Annotated in this window: 15 protein-coding genes, 1 tRNA gene and 1 pseudogene; 12 read left to right on the forward strand and 5 right to left on the reverse strand. The window is 62.7% G+C overall.

Features of this window, described 5'->3' with window-relative positions; translation table 11 throughout:
* Nucleotides 1-41: 41 nt before the first annotated feature.
* Entirely contained in the window at nt 42-485 is a 444-nt protein-coding gene (locus tag BM374_RS02335; RefSeq protein WP_092288955.1) for a PPC domain-containing DNA-binding protein, read from the forward strand.
* The gene (locus BM374_RS02340) at nt 485-1,516 is read left to right on the forward strand and encodes an SDR family oxidoreductase (protein WP_092288956.1); all 1,032 of its coding nucleotides are present in this window, start codon (nt 485-487) and stop codon (nt 1,514-1,516) included. Before BM374_RS02335 ends, BM374_RS02340 begins: the two co-directional genes overlap by 1 nt.
* A 9-nt stretch (nt 1,517-1,525) precedes the next feature.
* Here BM374_RS02340 and BM374_RS02345 read toward each other — a convergent pair whose 3' ends face one another.
* The 4 genes from BM374_RS02345 to BM374_RS02365 all read right to left on the reverse strand — a co-directional run bounded on the left by BM374_RS02345 (nt 1,526) and on the right by BM374_RS02365 (nt 6,081).
* Nucleotides 1,526-2,032 carry a hypothetical protein gene (locus BM374_RS02345; protein ID WP_092288957.1) on the reverse strand — a complete coding sequence of 169 codons (507 nt, stop codon included), beginning with the start codon at nt 2,030-2,032 and terminating at the stop codon, nt 1,526-1,528.
* Nucleotides 2,029-3,996 (reverse strand): glycoside hydrolase family 15 protein, encoded by a 1,968-nt coding sequence (locus tag BM374_RS02350; RefSeq protein WP_092288958.1) that lies wholly within the window; start codon nt 3,994-3,996, stop codon nt 2,029-2,031. The genes BM374_RS02345 and BM374_RS02350 overlap by 4 nt, the downstream gene beginning before the upstream one ends.
* Nucleotides 3,944-5,467 carry an alpha-hydroxy acid oxidase gene (locus BM374_RS02355; protein WP_210188572.1) on the reverse strand — a complete coding sequence of 508 codons (1,524 nt, stop codon included), beginning with the start codon at nt 5,465-5,467 and terminating at the stop codon, nt 3,944-3,946. The genes BM374_RS02350 and BM374_RS02355 overlap by 53 nt, the downstream gene beginning before the upstream one ends.
* 537 nt (nt 5,468-6,004) lie before the next feature.
* Nucleotides 6,005-6,081: transfer RNA gene (locus BM374_RS02365), tRNA-Met, on the reverse strand.
* 380 nt (nt 6,082-6,461) lie between these two features.
* Here BM374_RS02365 and BM374_RS02370 point away from each other — a divergent pair.
* From BM374_RS02370 to BM374_RS02385, 4 genes are all read left to right on the forward strand, one after another.
* Complete coding sequence (locus BM374_RS02370; protein WP_244552532.1) at nt 6,462-7,838, forward strand: coniferyl aldehyde dehydrogenase; 1,377 nt, start codon at nt 6,462-6,464, stop codon at nt 7,836-7,838.
* 128 nt (nt 7,839-7,966) lie between these two features.
* Nucleotides 7,967-9,559 (forward strand): GMC family oxidoreductase, encoded by a 1,593-nt coding sequence (locus BM374_RS02375; protein ID WP_177248047.1) that lies wholly within the window; start codon nt 7,967-7,969, stop codon nt 9,557-9,559.
* Between the two features lie 236 nt (nt 9,560-9,795).
* Entirely contained in the window at nt 9,796-10,308 is a 513-nt protein-coding gene (locus BM374_RS02380) for a CvpA family protein (RefSeq protein WP_092288961.1), read from the forward strand.
* Nucleotides 10,309-10,425: 117 nt separating this feature from the next.
* Complete coding sequence (locus tag BM374_RS02385; RefSeq protein WP_092288962.1) at nt 10,426-11,208, forward strand: SDR family oxidoreductase; 783 nt, start codon at nt 10,426-10,428, stop codon at nt 11,206-11,208.
* A gap of 199 nt (nt 11,209-11,407) precedes the next feature.
* Here the strand turns inward: BM374_RS02385 and BM374_RS02390 are convergent, their stop codons facing one another.
* Nucleotides 11,408-11,839: a DUF3775 domain-containing protein gene (locus tag BM374_RS02390; protein WP_092290148.1), complete on the reverse strand. Its 432-nt coding sequence runs from the start codon at nt 11,837-11,839 to the stop codon at nt 11,408-11,410.
* Nucleotides 11,840-12,028: 189 nt separating this feature from the next.
* On the opposite strand from BM374_RS02390, the gene BM374_RS02395 reads away from it, so the two are divergent.
* From BM374_RS02395 to BM374_RS02420, 6 genes and pseudogenes are all read left to right on the forward strand, one after another.
* The gene (locus BM374_RS02395; RefSeq protein WP_177248048.1) at nt 12,029-12,880 is read left to right on the forward strand and encodes an MBL fold metallo-hydrolase; all 852 of its coding nucleotides are present in this window, start codon (nt 12,029-12,031) and stop codon (nt 12,878-12,880) included.
* Between the two features lie 176 nt (nt 12,881-13,056).
* Nucleotides 13,057-13,899, forward strand: a complete 843-nt coding sequence (locus BM374_RS02400) for a fumarylacetoacetate hydrolase family protein (protein WP_092288964.1) — start codon at nt 13,057-13,059, stop codon at nt 13,897-13,899.
* A 135-nt stretch (nt 13,900-14,034) separates the two neighbouring features.
* Nucleotides 14,035-14,646, forward strand: a complete 612-nt coding sequence (locus BM374_RS02405) for a glutathione S-transferase family protein (RefSeq protein ID WP_092288965.1) — start codon at nt 14,035-14,037, stop codon at nt 14,644-14,646.
* A 14-nt stretch (nt 14,647-14,660) separates the two neighbouring features.
* Nucleotides 14,661-15,530 (forward strand): MBL fold metallo-hydrolase, encoded by an 870-nt coding sequence (locus tag BM374_RS02410; RefSeq protein ID WP_092288966.1) that lies wholly within the window; start codon nt 14,661-14,663, stop codon nt 15,528-15,530.
* A 178-nt stretch (nt 15,531-15,708) separates the two neighbouring features.
* A pseudogene (locus tag BM374_RS02415) lies at nt 15,709-16,855 on the forward strand (alpha/beta fold hydrolase).
* A 111-nt stretch (nt 16,856-16,966) separates the two neighbouring features.
* Nucleotides 16,967-17,341: a hypothetical protein gene (locus BM374_RS02420; RefSeq protein WP_092290150.1), complete on the forward strand. Its 375-nt coding sequence runs from the start codon at nt 16,967-16,969 to the stop codon at nt 17,339-17,341.
* The last annotated feature ends 6 nt before the right edge of the window (nt 17,342-17,347 follow it).

Here is a 17,347-nt window from a genome sequence, read left to right on the forward strand (position 1 = left end):
TGCAAGCTGTTCGCGGTTGGCTCTGCACGGGAGGACTTCACATGCGCCACAAGCTTCTGCATGAAACCAGCGGACTGAGGACCTATGCAGTCGTTCTCGATACGGGCGAGGAGGCGATGGATTGCCTCGAACGCTTCGTAGCCGCGGAGAAAGTGCACGCTGCCCAACTCACAGCGATAGGCGCCTTCAGCGACGCCGTTCTGATGTATTTCGACTGGACCAAGAAGGAATATCAGCGGATCCCGGTCACGGAGCAGGTCGAGGTTGCCTCACTCATCGGTGACGTTGCCGACGGACCATCCGGCAAGGCCGCGCTGCACATTCACCTGGTGCTCGGTAAGCCGGACGGCACCGCCGTGGCCGGACATCTCGGCGAAGCGCATGTGCGGCCAACGCTCGAGGTCATCGTCACGGAAAGTCCCGCTCATCTTCGCAAGAAGAAGGATCCGGAGTCGGGTCTTGCGCTCATCCGGCTTGACGCGTGATGTCCCCTGAATTCCGAAACCGCACGGTCGCGATCACGGGGGCGTCCGCCGGCGTCGGGCGGGCCGCGGCCCACCGCTATGCACGGGCAGGCGGCAGGATCGGGCTGATCGCACGCGACAAGGACGCGCTCGATGCCGTGAAGGACGAGGTCGAGCGGTTGGGCGGCAGTGCTTTCGTGGCGGCCGCGGACGTCGCCAATGCCGATCAGGTTTTTGCCGCTGCGGATGCCATTGCCGAACATTTCGGATCGATCGACGTCTGGATCAATGACGCGATGGTCACCGTGTTTTCGCCGGTCTGGGATCTGACGCCTGAGGAATTCCGCCGCGTGACCGACGTGACCTATCTTGGCGTGGTTCACGGCACGATGGCGGCTTTGCGCCATATGCGCCCGCGCAATTCCGGCACGATCATTCAAGTCGGCTCGGCTCTGGCATTTCGCGGTATTCCATTGCAGGCCGCTTATTGCGGTGCGAAGCACGCTATCCGCGGCTTCACGAATTCGTTGCGCACCGAGCTCATCCATGCCGGCTCCCGGATCAAGGTCACGATCGTCGAACTGCCGGCCGTCAACACACCACAATTCGACTGGGCACGCACGCACAGGACGCACCAACCTCGTCCGGTGCCCCCTGTGGTTCAGCCAGAGGTGATTGCCGACACGCTGTATCGCGCCGCCTGGCGGCCTGCGCGGGAATACTGGATCGGCGCGAGCACACTGGCGGTCGTGCTCGGCAACATGCTGGCTCCGGGCCTGTTCGATCACTATCTTGCACGCACGACATTCGACGCCCAGGAGACCGGCACGCCTGTCACGCCGTACCGGAAGGACAATCTTCTGGAACCGGTCAGCGACCTGCACCGAACCCGTGGCAGCTTCGGAAGCGAATCCGGCAATAGCGCGATCGTGGCCCGCGGCGCCATCGCGCGCGTGGCACCGGTCATTGCGTTCGGAGCCGCGCTTCTGATGCTTGGTCGGCTGGCCCGGCCTCATTCACGCGGAAGACTGCGCGTACGGAACTATTACTAGCCTCCACCGTCACGAATTCATCCAGTTTGCGACTTCCACGAAGCCGCCGAGTGTCGCGCCGTAGACGATCTGGGCAAACAGCGTGCTCAAGGGCGTGTGATAGCCGTAGTTCATGGCGAGAAATCCGGGCGGCTCGAGCTGTCGGATCGCGCTTGCGGAATGGTATTCCGAGGCCATCCTTGGATGTACGAAGGGCAGCAGAGGCAGCGCGCAGGTCAGGAGAAACAGGCCATGCACGAGACCTGCGAGCGCACCGAACCACCAAGTGTAAATCCGGACGCTCGAAAACAGCATGAAATAGACGAACGCAAACAGCCATCCGCCCAATGTATAAACGATAAAACCAATGACCACCGCGCGCCCGCGTTGATCTGTAACGAACGTGCCAATCAGGAAGGGCAAGCTCAGTCGGGAAAATCCAAGCCCACGGCTGGCTTCCAGAATGGATGTCATCGCCAAGGTTGCGACCAGCGCCCAGAGCGGCAGATACCAGGAAAACCCGTCCGACGCGCTCACTGCGCAATTCTCCGACGCGCCCGCTCGATGGCAAGGGCGGAATGGATCAGTCCGACATGAGTGAACGCCTGGGGATAGTTGCCGAGCGCTCTGCCGGATTGAGGCTCTATCTCTTCGCCAAACAGGCCCACATCGTTGGCGAACGCGCAGAGATGATCGAAGCGCTGGATTGCTTCCTGAACGAGATCGCGTTCGGCAAGATGCACGACGGCAAAGAAGCTGACGATGCCGAACGCACCTTCCCTGCCCTTCAGACCATCATGCCCGGGCAGATACCGGTAAAGCAGCCCATCACAACCGAGCACCTGCTCGATCCGATGGTAGGTTGCGATCATCTGCGGATCCGATGCGACCTTGTACCCGAAGCGGACCAGCAGCAGCAGCGCCGCATCCATCTCGTGTCCACTGAGTTCGGCGGTGTAGCTTCCGAGGTCCGCATTGAAGCCGTCGCTTTCAATGCAGTCGGCGATGTCCGCACGAGTCTGCCGAAACGGCGTCTCTCGCGCCCCGAGATCGATGATCCCTCGCTCATGCAGGGACAGCAACCTGTCCAACGCGACCCAGCACATCACCTTCGAGAACGTGTAGGAGCGGCGAGCCCCGGGGATCTCCCAGATGCCGTTATCCGGCTCTCGCCATTGCTTGCAGACCACATCGCCAAAATTGGCGAGCATCTTCGCTTCCAAAGGGCCGAGTTTCCGTCCCGACGCAGCAAAGATCTGTGCGGCGGCAATCACCTGTCCATGCACATCGAGCTGGCGCTGCATGATCGCGCCATTGCCGATGCGAACCGGCACGCTGTTCATGTAACCGGCGAGCCAGCCGGCGATCCGTTCGCCCACACTCGTACGCCCATAGAGGTCGTAGAGGATCCTGAGATTCGGTCGTGTCAGGCGCGTGGCGTGCAGCAACCAGCCGAGATAACTCGAGGCCTCCTCATGGAAGCCCAGATCGACCAGCGAACTCATGGTCAGCCCCGCGTCGCGCAGCCAGCAGTATCGGTAATCCCAGTTACGCGCGCCGCCGATCGTCTCCGGAAGCGAAGTGGTCGGCGCTGAGACGATCGCGCCGGAGAGACAGAAGGTCATCAGCTTGAGCGTGATCGCGCTCCGCAACACCATATCACGTTCGCGTCCCATAAAATTGCAAAGTCCACTCCAACTGCGCCACCACGCAATCGTGCGGCCGCAGCGAGCATCTGCATCCGCACCGATCGGGGCGATCGTGCCGACGTCGCGTTCGACATAGGAGAGGCTGAAATGTTGCCGCTCGCCGCCAGTCATGCACGTCGTTGCCTTCAGCGTTGGCCCGTCGTCGACCAATTCGAGGTTGCAGTTGAGCAGGAGCAGCTCGGTCGCGCCGCCGCAGCGCCATACCGCATCGGTCAATCTGCGGATCGGCGCTCGCATGCGCCCGTAATGGAGTCGGGGCGCGAACTCGATTTCCAGTTCGACACAACCGGAGATACCTTCGACAATTCGCAGGACCTCGCGCATCGGCAGGAGAGAGCCGACGCTATCCGAGACGGGGCAGAGATCCGTCAGGCGCACGGTGCCGCTGGCAGTCTTGAACGTCGTTTCGAGGACGGCCGTTTCGGGCACGTATTGGCGTTCGACGGTGAAAGATGCCCGGGGCCTGATCGAGAAATGGCCGGCATCTGGATCAAGCAGGCGCGCAAATGCACTGGGGCTGGAGAAATTCGGCAGGCACAGCCAGTCGAGCGACCCTTCCCGCGAGATCAAGGCCGCCGTCCTGCAGTCGCCGATAATGGCATAGTCCTTGATTTCCGGCTGATGAAGTTCTCCAGCACGCGACGTCTGCCGGTTCAATATCGGCCTCCGTGCTTCGCATCGTTTGGGGTCGCGCCAGCGCGGCTGCCAATCTGACGCCGCTGGCCCTGCTTTGGTTCCTCTAGGCCACCCGCCCCGTCTGCGCGAGCAGGTGCGGACCGAGATCGTCCACATGACTTACACCCAACAGACCCATCGCATTGCGCGCTTCAGCCTGGAGGATCTCGAGAGCGCGGACAGCGCCTGCGGCTCCGGCGGCGCAAAGGCCGTACAGAGGGGCGCGTCCCACCCACACTGCATCGGCGCCGAGCGCGCAGGCCTTGAGCAGGTCGGTTCCCCGCCGCACGCCGCCGGAGATGTAGAGCGCGGTTTTCTCGCCGACGATCTTGCGCGCGAACGGCAGGAGATCGAGCGGCGAAATCGTCCAGTCCAGCTGGCGACCGCCATGGCTGCTCAGCACGATGCCATCGACGCCGCTGTCGACGGCGCGCCGTACGTCGTCGGGACAGAGAATGCCCTTGAGAATGAATGGCTTCTTCCAGCGCTCTCTGATCTTTGCGACCGTGTCCCAGCTCAGCGAGGCCGGTTGATGGGCACGTACCCAGTTCGAGGCTGCGAAAAAGCTGCGCTGGTCCTTCGGCACGAAGTCAATGATGTTCGCGAAGCTCGGCAGACCATGCGATAGAGGATTTTCGACAAACCAGAGCGGATGGGTCAGGCTTTCGAGCGCTGCCGATGCCGAGAGTCGACCCTTTCCGATCTGATTGCGACGCTGCCATTCGCGATCACCAAAGATCTGGGCGTTGGTGGTCAGAACAAGTGCCTCGCACCCCACGCGGTCCGCGCGTCGGAGCAGTTCCTGCCAGATTTCGTCACCTCCAAACACATAGAGCTGCCACCAATGGCGAACGCCAGGCGCAGCGCGGGCCACCTCTTCCATCGTATCGTTCGACATCGTACTTTGGACGAATGGAACATCTGCGTGCAGCGCGGCTTGGGCCAGCAGGCGGTCGCCATGGACGTGAAGGATGCCATTGAGGCCCGTCGGGGAAATCACCAGCGGCATGGCGGCAGGTCGGCCGAGAATATTGGTCGCCAGCGAGCGGTGAGATACATCGACCAGGGTCCGTGGCATGAAACGCCAATTGGCGAAGGCGCGCCGCTCGCGAAGCATGGCCGCTTCATCCTCCGCTCCGCCCTCGAGATATTCGAGCGCAAATCGCGGCAGCCGCTTGTGGCTCATCGCCCGCAGGTCGGAAATTGCGATCGCGCGCTGCGGGTTGAAGCCGGTGTAGTATCGCCGCGCGGGCGTGTCATTGAGCTGCGCCAACTGCGTATGGCGATTGGGCTCAAACCCGCTTGAACGCGATCTCCGCACCAAGGAAGCGCCGGCAACGGCGCCGGCTAAGCCTGCGAGGGCGCAAGCCAGCAGATGGACGCTGTCATGGTTCACAGCGCGGCGGTAGAATATCCTGTCTTGCATCGCAGCCTCGCTGACCCTGGCCTGTCGATGAGCGTCTTCGTCAGGCGTGGTCGCAGCTTCCACTCGGGACAATTGCCCGCAAATTGCTTTGGTTCCTGTTTGGATGACTCGTCCATGGGATGAGCTTGCAAGCATCAAGGCCGCCCTCGCCAGCGCCTGCATGGCGTTGTGCCAAAGGGTGGAAACGTTCATTCAGCGAGAACTCATCACGAAGAAACTTAGATTCGCGCTACTCGCCACGACAATCCGCGAAGATCAGGCACTCGGGATGTATGCTCGCGTGATCGGTCGTCAGATGGCGCACGAGCAGTTCGAACCAAGCGCAGGCGCTGCGATAAAATGAAACACAACTCGCACAGGGCGCCGTAGGGTTCATTCATCCGGGCCCAACATCGACAAAGGTTCACCTGGCTGCCGCGGAGCTATCAGAGCCCCGGTGACCATCACGACATCGGCCCGAAGCTCCTGCCGCTAGTTGCCCGCGTTTTGTCAACGCGCTCGCTCCGACCTGCGGCTATCCTGAGATCCGCCAATCAATTCCGAGGCCGTCGAAAATGCCGGCCGAAATTCGCGGCCGACTACGTTTAGTTGCGGGCCGGGTTGAACCTATCAGCTAAGCTATTGATGTCGTTAAGGCTGATATCGGACAAAAAAAACCCCAGCAGTCCATTGGGATTGCTGGGGTGTTTTTTACCAATTTGGTTGCGGGGATAGGATTTGAACCTATGACCTTCAGGTTATGAGCCTGACGAGCTACCGGGCTGCTCCACCCCGCGTTAAACCGTTGCGCGCCTTCGAGAAAATGCCGGGGACGGTGGATTGAGGGCCGACGCTCTTCGCGTGGCTTGCTTCTCCCGTCCCGAAGGCTTCCCTGGAAGGCAACCCCGGGCCAAGGCCCGTCGGGTGCGGGGCGTATGTATCAAGGCGGGCTGGCTTTGGAAAGGGCTGCGGAGACGTTTTTTTCGACTTTATGACAGGCAATGGGCGCAGATTCCGGCCGGCTTGCCCGGCACTTGCCAGAAGTTCCACAAACCGCCAGCTTGCGGCAACAAAACAGCGGCGAAACGTCTGACGGGGGAGGAACCGCCTTGAACACCATTCTGGATCACCCCTCGTGAGCGCGCCGCTGGCCGCACTCACCGACAGTTTCCAGGCGATGGTCGCGCGCTCGCGGGCGGAGCCGGCGCCTGATTGCGCCGCGAGGCTCGATCGGCTGGCGCGGCTGCGCGCGGTGGTCGCCGACAACGAGGAGCGCTTCCGGCGGGCGATCTCGGCCGATTTCGGCCACCGCGCGGCGGTCGAGACCACCATCGCCGAGGCCATGATGGTGTTCTCCGAGATCCGGCACGCCGCAAAACACCTGAAGAGCTGGATGGCGCCGCAGCGCGTGGCGACGGCGCTGCAATTCCTCCCCGCGCGCAACCGGCTGATGCCGCAGCCGCTCGGCGTCGTCGGCATCATCGCGCCCTGGAATTATCCGCTGCAGCTGACGCTCGCGCCCGCGATCGGCGCCATCGCCGCCGGCAACCGGGTCATCATCAAACCGAGCGAGCTCGTGCCGCACTTTTCCGCGCTGCTCGAGCAGACAGTCGCCGAGAAGTTCGATGCCACGGAGCTGCTCGTCACGGGCATCGAGGACGAGGTCGCAAGGGGATTTGCGCACCTGCCGTTCGATCACCTCGTCTTCACGGGCTCGACCCGGGTCGGGCGGCTGGTCGCTGAAGCGGCAGGACGCAATCTGACCCCCGTCACGCTCGAGCTGGGCGGCAAGTCGCCGGCGGTCATCGACGCCTCAGCCGACCTCGACGAGGCGGCTGAGCGCATCGCCTACGGCAAGCTGCTCAATGCCGGGCAGACCTGCATTGCGCCTGACTATGTGCTGGTGCCGGAGCCTTCGCTGCAGAGCTTTGCCGAAAAGGTTCGCGCGCAGATGCGGCGCATGTTCGGCATCGATCCCGCCAACAAGGACTACACCTCGATTATCTCCGACCGGCACTATGCCCGGCTCGAAGGGCTGGTCGCTGACGCAGCGCAACGTGGCGCCAAGATCTTGCAACCGGCCAAGGCTGACGATCCCAACTGGAAGGCGCATCGCAAATTCCCGCCGACGCTGATCGTGGGCGCGACCGAAGCCATGGCCGCGATGCAGGAGGAGATCTTCGGCCCCGTTCTGCCGGTGCTCCCCTATCGCCAACGCGCCGATGCGATCGCCTTCATCGTCAGGCGCGACCGGCCGCTGGCGCTGTACTGGTTCGGCACGGACAGCAACGCGCGCGACGATGTGCTGACGCGCACGGTCAGCGGCGGCGTCACCATCAACGACTGCCTGTTTCACTTCGCGCAAATCAACCAGCCGATGGGCGGCGTCGGCGCCTCCGGCACCGGCGCCTATCACGGCGAATGGGGTTTTCGCACGTTCAGCAAGCTGAAGCCGGTATTTTACCGCTCCAAATTCAATCGCCTCGCCGATCTCTATCCGCCCTATGGCGGCAAGATCGCGCGGCTGGAGAAGATGATGCGGTTCATGTCGTAGGGAACGTCGTTCCGGGGCGCGCGTAGCGCGAGCCCGGAATCCATTTGTCCGCATTAATGGTGCTGAGATGGATTCCGGGCTCGCGATTCGTCGCGCCCCGGAATGACGAGAAGCAGGGGGAAACATCAGTGGCCGATACATTCGATTTCATCGTCGTGGGCGCGGGCTCCGGCGGTTGCGCGGTGGCGGGGCGGCTGTCGGAGGATGCGGCAACATCCGTGGCGCTGCTCGATGCCGGCGGCACGAACGACACCTGGCGGATCACGACGCCATTCGGGCTCGCGCTGCCCTACAGCGCGGCGAACTGGGCCTTCAATACCGTTCCGCAAAAGGGATTGAACGGACGTATCGGTTATCAACCGCGCGGCAAGGGCCTCGGCGGCTCCTCGGCGATCAACGCCATGGTCTACATCCGCGGCCACAAATGGGACTATGACCACTGGGCCTCGCTCGGCAATCAAGGCTGGTCGTATGCGGACGTGCTGCCTTATTTCAAGCGGTCGGAGAACAACGCCGACTTCGACGGCGACTATCACGGCAAGGGCGGCCCGCTGCACGTCAACCGCCTGCGGTCGGACAATCCGATCCATGATATCTTCCATCAGGCCGCGCGCGAGGCGCAGTTCCGCATCCGCAACGACTTCAATGGCGAAGATCACGAAGGGCTCGGCAGCTATCAGGTGACGCAGCACAAGGGCGAGCGCTGGAGCGCGGCGCGCGCCTATCTGCAGCCGCACATGGGCAAACGCGCGAACTTGCGTGTCGAGACCGGGGCGCATGCCACCAGGATCCTGTTCGAGGGCGGACGTGCGGTCGGCGTCGAATATGTGCAGGGCAAGCAGACGAAACAGCTGCGCGCGCGGCGCGAGGTGATCCTGGCTTCTGGCGCCTTCCAGTCACCACAGCTCTTGTTGCTGTCGGGTATCGGCGATCGTGAGGCGCTTGGCGCGCACGGCATCGGCGTCGTGCATCATCTACCGGGCGTCGGGAAAAATCTGCAGGACCATCCGGATTTCGTGTTCGTCTACGCTTCCGACTATCCGCACTTCGTTCACTCATCGCTTGGCCGGCGGCCGTCGCTGCTCCGCGCGATCCAGCGCTATCGCCGCGAGCGACGCGGCCTGATGACCACCAATTTCGCCGAGTGCGGCGGCTTCCTGAAGACCCGGCCAGATCTCGACGTGCCAGATATCCAGCTGCACTTCGTCATCGCCATGCTCGACGACCACGGCCGCAAGAAGCACAGGGAGGCAGGCTTCTCGTGCCATGTCTGCCTGCTCAGGCCCAAGAGCCGCGGCAGCGTGTGGCTCGGAAGCGCCAATCCGCTCGCCGCGCCGATGATCGATCCCAACTTCCTCGGCGAGGACGACGATCTCGAATCGATGGTTGCGGGCTTCAAGACCACGCGACGGTTGATGGAAACGCCTGCGCTGCGCGCCTTGCAGAAGAAGGACATGTTCACGGCCGATGTGCGAACGGACGACGACATCCGCGCCATCCTGCGCAATCGCGTCGACACCGTCTATCATCCCGTCGGCACCTGCAAGATGGGCACGGACGCCATGGCGGTGGTGGATCCGAAGCTGAAGGTGCACGGCGTGGATGGCCTTCGCGTCGTCGACGCCTCGATCATGCCGACGCTGATCGGCGGCAACACCAACGCGCCTGCGATCATGATCGGGGAGAAGGCGGCGGATATGATCAAGGTGGAGATGCGGTAGTGTGTCGCGTTGTTCTCCGCTGTCGTCCCGGACGAGCGTCAGCGCACATCCGGGATGACAGCCCATTCGATGCTGAGGATGCGCCCGCCCCCGGAGATAGTTTCTTTACTGACGTCGAATAGTCATGAACGAATGCAATCCTAGGCTGCAGGAGCCAAAATAGAGACGATTTTAGCGATCTGAAACCGGAACGATCGGCTCGTCGTTCATACGTTCCATTTGGCAGGGTTTCGCTCATGAACAGCTTTGATCTGGCGATCTACGCCGCACTCGCCATTGCGATCGGTTTCGGTTTCAGGACCGGCCTGCTCGGCAGCGCCATGACCATCCTCGCTTATCTCCTCGCCGCGCCCATCGCTGTCGCGCTGATGCCGCTGATCGTGCCGCAGGTTGCCGGCAACCCGAACGCGTCGCTGTTTCAAAACTGGATCTGGTTCTTCGCCATCTTCGTGGTGGTCGGAATGCTGTTCGGCTATCTCGGCCGGCTCGCGCTGAGCGATACGATCCGCGAAGCCGGGATCGGCGACCGGATCGGCGGCGCCGCGCTCGGCGCCGTCAGGGTCGGGCTCGTCGCCACCACGCTGGTGCTGGTGTTCGACCAGATCGTGCCGCCGGGCCGCCAGCCGCCGTTCCTCGCCGGCTCGCGTCTGCGCCCGCTGTTCTCGGCGGTCGGACAGATGGGTTTCAAATCGCTGCCACCGGAGGCCGCCGACGCGATCGACCGCCTCAAGCAGGAGCGGCGCATTTAATGCATCGCCCCCGCGTGCGCCATGCATTTTGACGCGGGCCCGTCCCTTATCAGCGGCACCGATGTTGGCTAGAGTGCGCCCATCAGAAACCTGCCTGCTATTTTCGGGAGTGAAACAGTGGATCTTGGGATCAAAGGTCGGCGCGCCATCGTCTGCGCATCCAGCAAGGGCCTGGGGCGCGCTTGCGCCATGGCGCTGGCCGAAGCCGGTGTTGACGTCGTGCTGACCGCGCGGGGCGCGGAAGCCCTGAAGAAGACAGCCGACGAAATCCGCAAAGCCTATCCGAACGTGAAGGTCACAGAGATCGTCGGCGACATCACGACGCCTGCAGGACGCGAGGCCGTGCTGAAGGCCTGCCCGGAGCCGGACATTCTCGTCAACAATGCCGGCGGCCCGCCGCCCGGCGACTTCCGCAACTGGACCCGCGACGACTGGATCAAGGCGATCGACGCCAACATGCTGACGCCGATCGAGCTGATCAAGGCGACGGTGGACGGCATGATGGCCCGCAAGTTCGGCCGCATCGTCAACATCACCTCGGCCGCGGTGAAGGCGCCGATCGACATTCTCGGCCTCTCCAATGGCGCGCGCGCCGGACTCACCGGTTTCATCGCGGGCCTGTCGCGCAAGACCGTGATCAACAACGTCACCATCAACGGCCTGCTGCCGGGCCCGTTCGAGACCGATCGTCTGACCGGCACTGCGAAGGCCGAGGCCGACAAGCGCGGCACGACGCCCGAGCAGATCCTCGCCGAGCGCGCCAAGCTCAACCCCGCAGGCCGGTTCGGCCAGCCCGACGAGTTCGGTTACGCCTGCGCCTTCCTCTGCGGCGCCAAGGCCGGCTTCATCACCGGCCAGAACCTTCTGCTCGACGGCGGCGCCTTCCCGGGCACGCTGTGAGAGCGACGGCACCCTTCACCTCTCCCCGATGGGGAGAGGTCGATTTGCGCAAGCAAATCGGGTGAGGGGGTGCTGCGACACGTGAGAGCGTCACCCTTCACCCGGCGCAGTTCGCACTGTCTGATACGGCGCGGGCCCATCTCGCTGTCGAGAAGGGCGACAAGCTCGGCACCGTGATCGTCGGTTGGCGCGGCAGGGGCTACGGCACCGGCGTGGTCCGCTCGTCGCTCCAGTCGATGCCGAGCTCATCCATACCATCGGCAAGCAGATCGCCCAGCATCGGCTCGCCCAGCAGATATTGCACCGTCTCGCGCCGTGGCGACTTGTACTCGCTGCGCGCCTCCACCGCGCGGGCGTGCAGATCATCCCACTCGTCAACATCGCCGTCGCCACGGCCGAGCCACATCAGCGTGACCAGGTCCACTTGCTCGTCCTCGTTCAGCGCCCGGATGAAGCCGGCAAGCTCGGCTGCAACCGGATCGGAATTGGTATCCTCGAGCACGTCGATCTCATCGTCATCGGATGGGTTGGAGCCCGAATCCGGATCGGACCCGGATTCCTTGACGTCGAATTCGCGCGCCTTCTCGATGATGAAGGCGACCTTGTCGGCGGAAATCGCAAGCTCTGGCATGGGCTGCCCCTGCTCGTCGTTTGGGTTGGTCCAGGTTCCCCCGATAACGCAGCATCGCGACAGATGATCCATTGCGTTTCACGGCGGAAAGTGTGCATCTTTTCGGCTCTAATTACCCCTGTCATTCCGGGGAGTGACGAAGTCACGAACCCGGAATGACGGTGAGGCAAGAAAATAGGGGCTCGCCCGATGCGGTGGAAGGTCGGCAAGGTCACGATCACCAAAGTGGTTGAGATGGAAACGGTCGGTTCGACCCGCTTCATCCTGCCGGCCGCGACCACCGACGCGATCAGGAAGCTGCCCTGGCTGATTCCGCATTTCGCCACCGAAGAGGGCCGGCTGAAAATGTCGATCCATTCGCTGGTGGTGGAGACGCCAACCCGCCGCATCGTGGTCGATACCGGCCTCGGCAACGACAAGCAGGGCCGCGGTATTCCCGTTTGGAATAACCGCAGCACACCGTTCCTGGAGACCATGATCGCGGCGGGCTTTCCGCCTGAGAGCATCGACACCGTGCTATGCACGCATCTTCACGTCGACCATGTCGGCTGGAATACGAAGCTGGTAGACGGCAATTGGGTGCCGACCTTCCCCAAGGCGCGCTATCTATTCGGCAAGACCGAATATGAATATTGGCGCGACTATACGGCCGAGCCGGACAAGGTCGCCGTGTTCAACGATTCGGTGAAGCCTGTTGTCGACGCGGGCAAGGTCGAGCTGATTGGAAGCGATCACCGCCTGTGCGAAGAGATCAGCGTGATCCCCACCCCCGGCCACAGCCCGGGACATATCAGCGTCCTGATCGAATCCGGCGGCGAACAGGCGTTGCATAGCGGCGACGTCGCCCATCACCCCTGCCAGATGGCCCACCTCGGCTGGTGCTCGGTCATCGACACCGACACCGCCCAATCGGCGGCAAGCCGGCACAAGGTGTTCTCGCGTTTTGCCGATACGCCGACACTGGTGATCGGCGGACATTTCTCGGCCGGGCATATCAAGAGAGATGGCGATGCGTTCAGGTTTGAGGCGCTGCAATCTTAGGGTGGTTAGCCTGCGGCTGCGCGAAGCGCAGTCGAGGGCGTAACCCACCCTACGATCCAGGGGCCACTCTTCAAAGTAAGGGCTGCAATGCGCCTCCTTTTCGGCGGTTGAATTTCTCGCCGCCCTGTTCCATGAAGCTATTTAACCGATCAGTCCATCCCAAGGGAGAAACGAGAATGAAGCTTGTTCGTTACGGCGAAAAAGGTGCGGAAAAGCCCGGCCTGATCGACAAATCCGGCCAGTTGCGCGATCTGTCGGCGCATCTGAAGGACCTCACCGGCGAGGCCTATTCGCCTGAATCCCTGAAGAAGCTGGCAGCGCTCGACCCCGCTTCCTTGCCCGCCGTCTCCGGCAAGCCGCGCTTCGGCGCGCCCGTGACCGGCATCTCGAAATTCGTCGCGATCGGCCTCAACTACAGCGACCACGCCAAGGAGACCGGCGCTGCGATTCCGACCGAGCCGATCATCTTCATGAAGGCCAACACCTCGCTGTCCGGCCCGAACGACGCGGTCGAAAAGCCGCGCGGCTCGACCAAGCTCGACTGGGAGGTCGAGATCGCCGCGATCATCGGCACCCGCGCCAAGTACGTTTCGGAAGCCGACGCGCTGAACTACGTCGCCGGCTATTGCGTTTGTAACGACGTCTCCGAGCGCAACTTCCAGACCGAGCGCCTGGGCCAGTGGACCAAGGGCAAGTCGCACGACACGTTCGGGCCGGTCGGCCCGTGGCTCGCCACCAAGGACGAGATCAAGGACGTGCAGAACCTGTCGATGTGGCTCGACGTCAACGGCCAGCGCCGCCAGACTGGCTCGACCAAAACCATGATCTTCTCGATGGCCAAGTGCGTCTCCTATGTCTCGCAGTTCATGACCCTGCTGCCGGGCGACATCATCACCACGGGCACCCCCCCAGGCGTCGGTCTCGGCATGAAGCCGCCGACCTTCCTCAATGTCGGCGACGTCGTCACGCTCGGCATCGAGGGCCTCGGCGAGCAGCGCCAGGAGATCGTTGCGGCGTAAGGTTGCGACGGCCTCTTTCGTCATTCCGGGATGGCGCGAGAGCGCCAGACCCGGAATCTCGAGATTCTCAGGTGCGCAATTGCGCACCTGAGTTCGATGCTTCGCATCGCCCCGGAAGGACAACAGGGATCCAAAATGAAACTTTCCTTCTCCGCCGCCTCGCCCTTCGCCCGCAAGGTGCGTATCGCCGCGATCGAGCTCGGGCTGATCGACAAGATCGAATTCATGCCGGCAACCGTCGCGCCGGGCACGGTCAATGAGGATTATTCGAAGATCACGCCGCTGAAGAAGCTGCCGGTGCTGATCACCAACGACGGCGACGTGATCCTGGATTCCTACGTCATCGTCGAATATCTCAACGAGATGGCCGGCGGCAGCCTGATCCCGGCTTACGGTCCGCGGCGCTGGAAGGCCAAGACCAATCACTCCCTGATCAACGGCATGCTCGATTCCATGCTGCTGTGCCGCTACGAGAAGATGGTGCGACCGCAGGGCCTGCAATGGCAGGCATGGATTGACGATCATTGGAACCGGGCCTGGACCGGCATGGCGCGCTTCGAGAATATGCCCGAGGTGCTGGACGGCCCGTTCGACATTTCGCAGATCGGCCTTGTTTGCGTGCTCGGCTATGCCGACTTCCGCTTCGCCGATTGCGGCTGGCGCAGGGCCTATCCGAAGCTCGACGCCTTCCACCAGAAGATGCTGGAGCGGCCTTCGGTGAAAATCTCGGTGCCGCCGACAGCATAAGCCCAGGAGCTCTCATGAGCCTGACGTTTTCGGTCGGCGATCTCACCATCCATCGCGTCATCGAGCAGGAGACCTCGTTCGTCCCGGCGCTCGAGATGCTGCCGGGATTGACGCCTGAGGTGCTGGCGGAGAACCGGTCCTGGATGCGCCAGGCACGCGCGCTGGACCAGCAGGACGTGCTGCTGCTGTGCTTCCAGTCCTATGTGGTGAAGACGCCGCACCACACCATTCTGGTCGATAGCTGCATCGGCAACGACAAGCCGCGCCCCAATCGTCCGAAATGGAACATGAAGACCGACGACACCTATTTGCGCGGGCTGAGTGCCGCCGGATTTGCGGTCGACGACATCGACTTCGTGATGTGCACGCATCTGCATGTCGATCACGTCGGCTGGAACACGCGGCTCGAGAACGGCCGCTGGGTGCCGACATTCCCTAGGGCGCGTTACGTCTTCGCCAAGCAGGAATACGACCACTGGTTCGAGCAGAATGCGAAGGCGGAGATTCCGCCCTTCGCCGACAGCGTGCTGCCGGTGGTCGAGGCCAAGAGGCACGAGCTGGTCGGCAGCGACCACCAGATCGGCGATCACGTCCGCATCCTGCCGACGCCGGGCCATACGCCTGGCCACATCGCCATCGCAATGGGACGCGGCAAGGACGATGCCGTGTTCTCCGGCGATCTCATGCACTCGCCATTGCAGACGTTGTACCCGGAGCTGTCGATCAAGTTCGACGTCGATCCGGCCGCGGCCGCGAAAACGCGTCGCGGCTTCCTCGAGCGCTATTGCGACACCGATACGCTGTGCTGCACCGCGCATTTCCCCTCGCCGTCGGTCGGGAAGATCAAACGCAGGGGCAATGCGTTCGTGTGTGCGGCGGTGTGATTTAGCGGAGATGCCGTAGGGTGGGTTAGCTCTGCGGATACGCGAAGCGTAGACGCTGAGCGTAATCCACCTCTTTAGTCTCCGCAGAAGTAGAAGTGGTGGGTTACGTCAAGCGGTTGCGCTTCGCGCAATCCGCAGGGCTAACCCACCTTACGATTCCACCCGTGTGGAGAATGCAATGACAACACTCCCCGACATCCCTCTCCCCGCCGGCATCCGCTCGCGTTATGTCGACGGTATCAACGGTTTGCGCATGCATGTGCTCGAGGCCGGCTTCGAGACCAAAGGCCGTCCGTGCATTCTGCTGCTGCACGGCTTTCCCGAGCTTGCCTTCTCCTGGCGCAAGGTGATGCCGGCGCTGGCCGCAGCCGGCTATCACGTGCTCGCGCCCGACCAGCGCGGCTATGGCCGCACCACGGGTTGGACCGCCGACTACGACGGCGATCTTGCACCGTTCTCGCTTCCAAACCTCGTACGCGATGCGCTCGCGCTGGTGTCTGCGTTCGGCTACAGGCAGGTCGATCTGGCGGGTCATGATTTCGGCAGTCCGGTCGCGGCCTGGTGCGCGCTGATCCGCCCCGACGTATTTCGCTCGGTGACCTTGATGAGCGCGCCGTTCGGCGGCGCCCCCTCGCTGCCCTTCAACACCGTCGATGCTCCGGCACAGCCCGCAGCCGAAGATCCCGTTCATCGCGAGCTCGCCGCGCTGCCGCGGCCGCGTATCCATTATCATTGGTACTATTCGACACGCGGAGCCAACGACGACATGCGGCACGCACCGCAGGGCGTGCATGATTTTCTCCGCGCCTATTATCACCAAAAGAGCGCGGACTGGATCGACAACAAGCCTTATCCGATGAAGTCGTGGGCGGCGGACGAACTCGCAAAGCTGCCGACCTATTACGTAATGGACCTCGGCGAGACCATGGCCGAGACGGTCGCGAAGGAGATGCCCTCGCCGGCCGCGATCGCCGCCAACACATGGCTGCCGGACAGCGATCTCGCTTATTACAGCGCCGAATATCGCCGCACCGGATTCCAGGGTGGGCTGCAATGGTATCGCTACGTCACGTCGGGCATGCTCAACAGCGAGATGCAACTGTTCTCAGGGCGCAGCATCGACGTGCCCTCGTGCTTCATCTCGGGCAAGCAGGATTGGGGCACGTATCAACGTCCTGGCGTGTTCGAAGCGATGCAGGGGCGCGGCTGCACGAAGATGCTCGGCTGCCATCTCGTCGACGGTGGGCCATTGGGTGCAGCAGGAGCAGCCCGCCGAAGTCAGCCGGCTGCTGCTGAAGTTTCTCGACGACGCCGCAGCGGACTGAGGCGGCGTCACCGTCTCGTCACAAGGCATTAATCCGCGGTTCAGGGAACATTCGGCAATGTCTGACGTTGCGGGATACCGGAACTGTGTCCGGCGACCATGGGAGATGAAGATGGACAAGAAAATCGCCGGACTACTGGGCGCGGTGGCTGCGCTCGGGACGCTTGGCGCGGTTGAAGCCGCACCGGCACCGACGGACGTTCTGCAGGCGAATTCATATGCCGACCTGCTGGAGCCGATTGCGAACGCCAGCGCCCTGCTGCAGGCTATCGATGAAGCGCCACCGGCAAAGACGAGCGAGAATGTTCAGCTCGCCCAGTTCTATCACCATCACCACCATCATCATCACCATCACAGCTTCTATCGGCGCTATCGCTATTATGACGACGCGCCAGTCGTGGTGGTGCCGCGGTATCGGCGGTATTACCACCATCACCACCATCATCATCACCACCATCACAGCTTCTATCGCCGCGATTATTATTGAGATCGC

The sequence above is a fragment of the Bradyrhizobium sp. Ghvi genome, from assembly GCF_900115265.1.
Classification (GTDB): domain Bacteria; phylum Pseudomonadota; class Alphaproteobacteria; order Rhizobiales; family Xanthobacteraceae; genus Bradyrhizobium.

Coding starts and splice junctions, on each gene's coding strand:
- BM374_RS02335 (WP_092288955.1), top strand. CDS start 42: ATGCGCCACAAGCTTCTGCATGAAACCAGCGGACTGAGGACCTATGCA.
- BM374_RS02340 (WP_092288956.1), top strand. CDS start 485: ATGTCCCCTGAATTCCGAAACCGCACGGTCGCGATCACGGGGGCGTCC.
- BM374_RS02350 (WP_092288958.1), bottom strand. CDS start 3,996: ATGTGGACGATCTCGGTCCGCACCTGCTCGCGCAGACGGGGCGGGTGG.
- BM374_RS02355 (WP_210188572.1), bottom strand. CDS start 5,467: ATGCAGGCGCTGGCGAGGGCGGCCTTGATGCTTGCAAGCTCATCCCAT.
- BM374_RS02370 (WP_244552532.1), top strand. CDS start 6,462: ATGGTCGCGCGCTCGCGGGCGGAGCCGGCGCCTGATTGCGCCGCGAGG.
- BM374_RS02380 (WP_092288961.1), top strand. CDS start 9,796: ATGAACAGCTTTGATCTGGCGATCTACGCCGCACTCGCCATTGCGATC.
- BM374_RS02390 (WP_092290148.1), bottom strand. CDS start 11,839: ATGCCAGAGCTTGCGATTTCCGCCGACAAGGTCGCCTTCATCATCGAG.
- BM374_RS02395 (WP_177248048.1), top strand. CDS start 12,029: ATGCGGTGGAAGGTCGGCAAGGTCACGATCACCAAAGTGGTTGAGATG.
- BM374_RS02400 (WP_092288964.1), top strand. CDS start 13,057: ATGAAGCTTGTTCGTTACGGCGAAAAAGGTGCGGAAAAGCCCGGCCTG.
- BM374_RS02405 (WP_092288965.1), top strand. CDS start 14,035: ATGAAACTTTCCTTCTCCGCCGCCTCGCCCTTCGCCCGCAAGGTGCGT.
- BM374_RS02410 (WP_092288966.1), top strand. CDS start 14,661: ATGAGCCTGACGTTTTCGGTCGGCGATCTCACCATCCATCGCGTCATC.
- BM374_RS02420 (WP_092290150.1), top strand. CDS start 16,967: ATGGACAAGAAAATCGCCGGACTACTGGGCGCGGTGGCTGCGCTCGGG.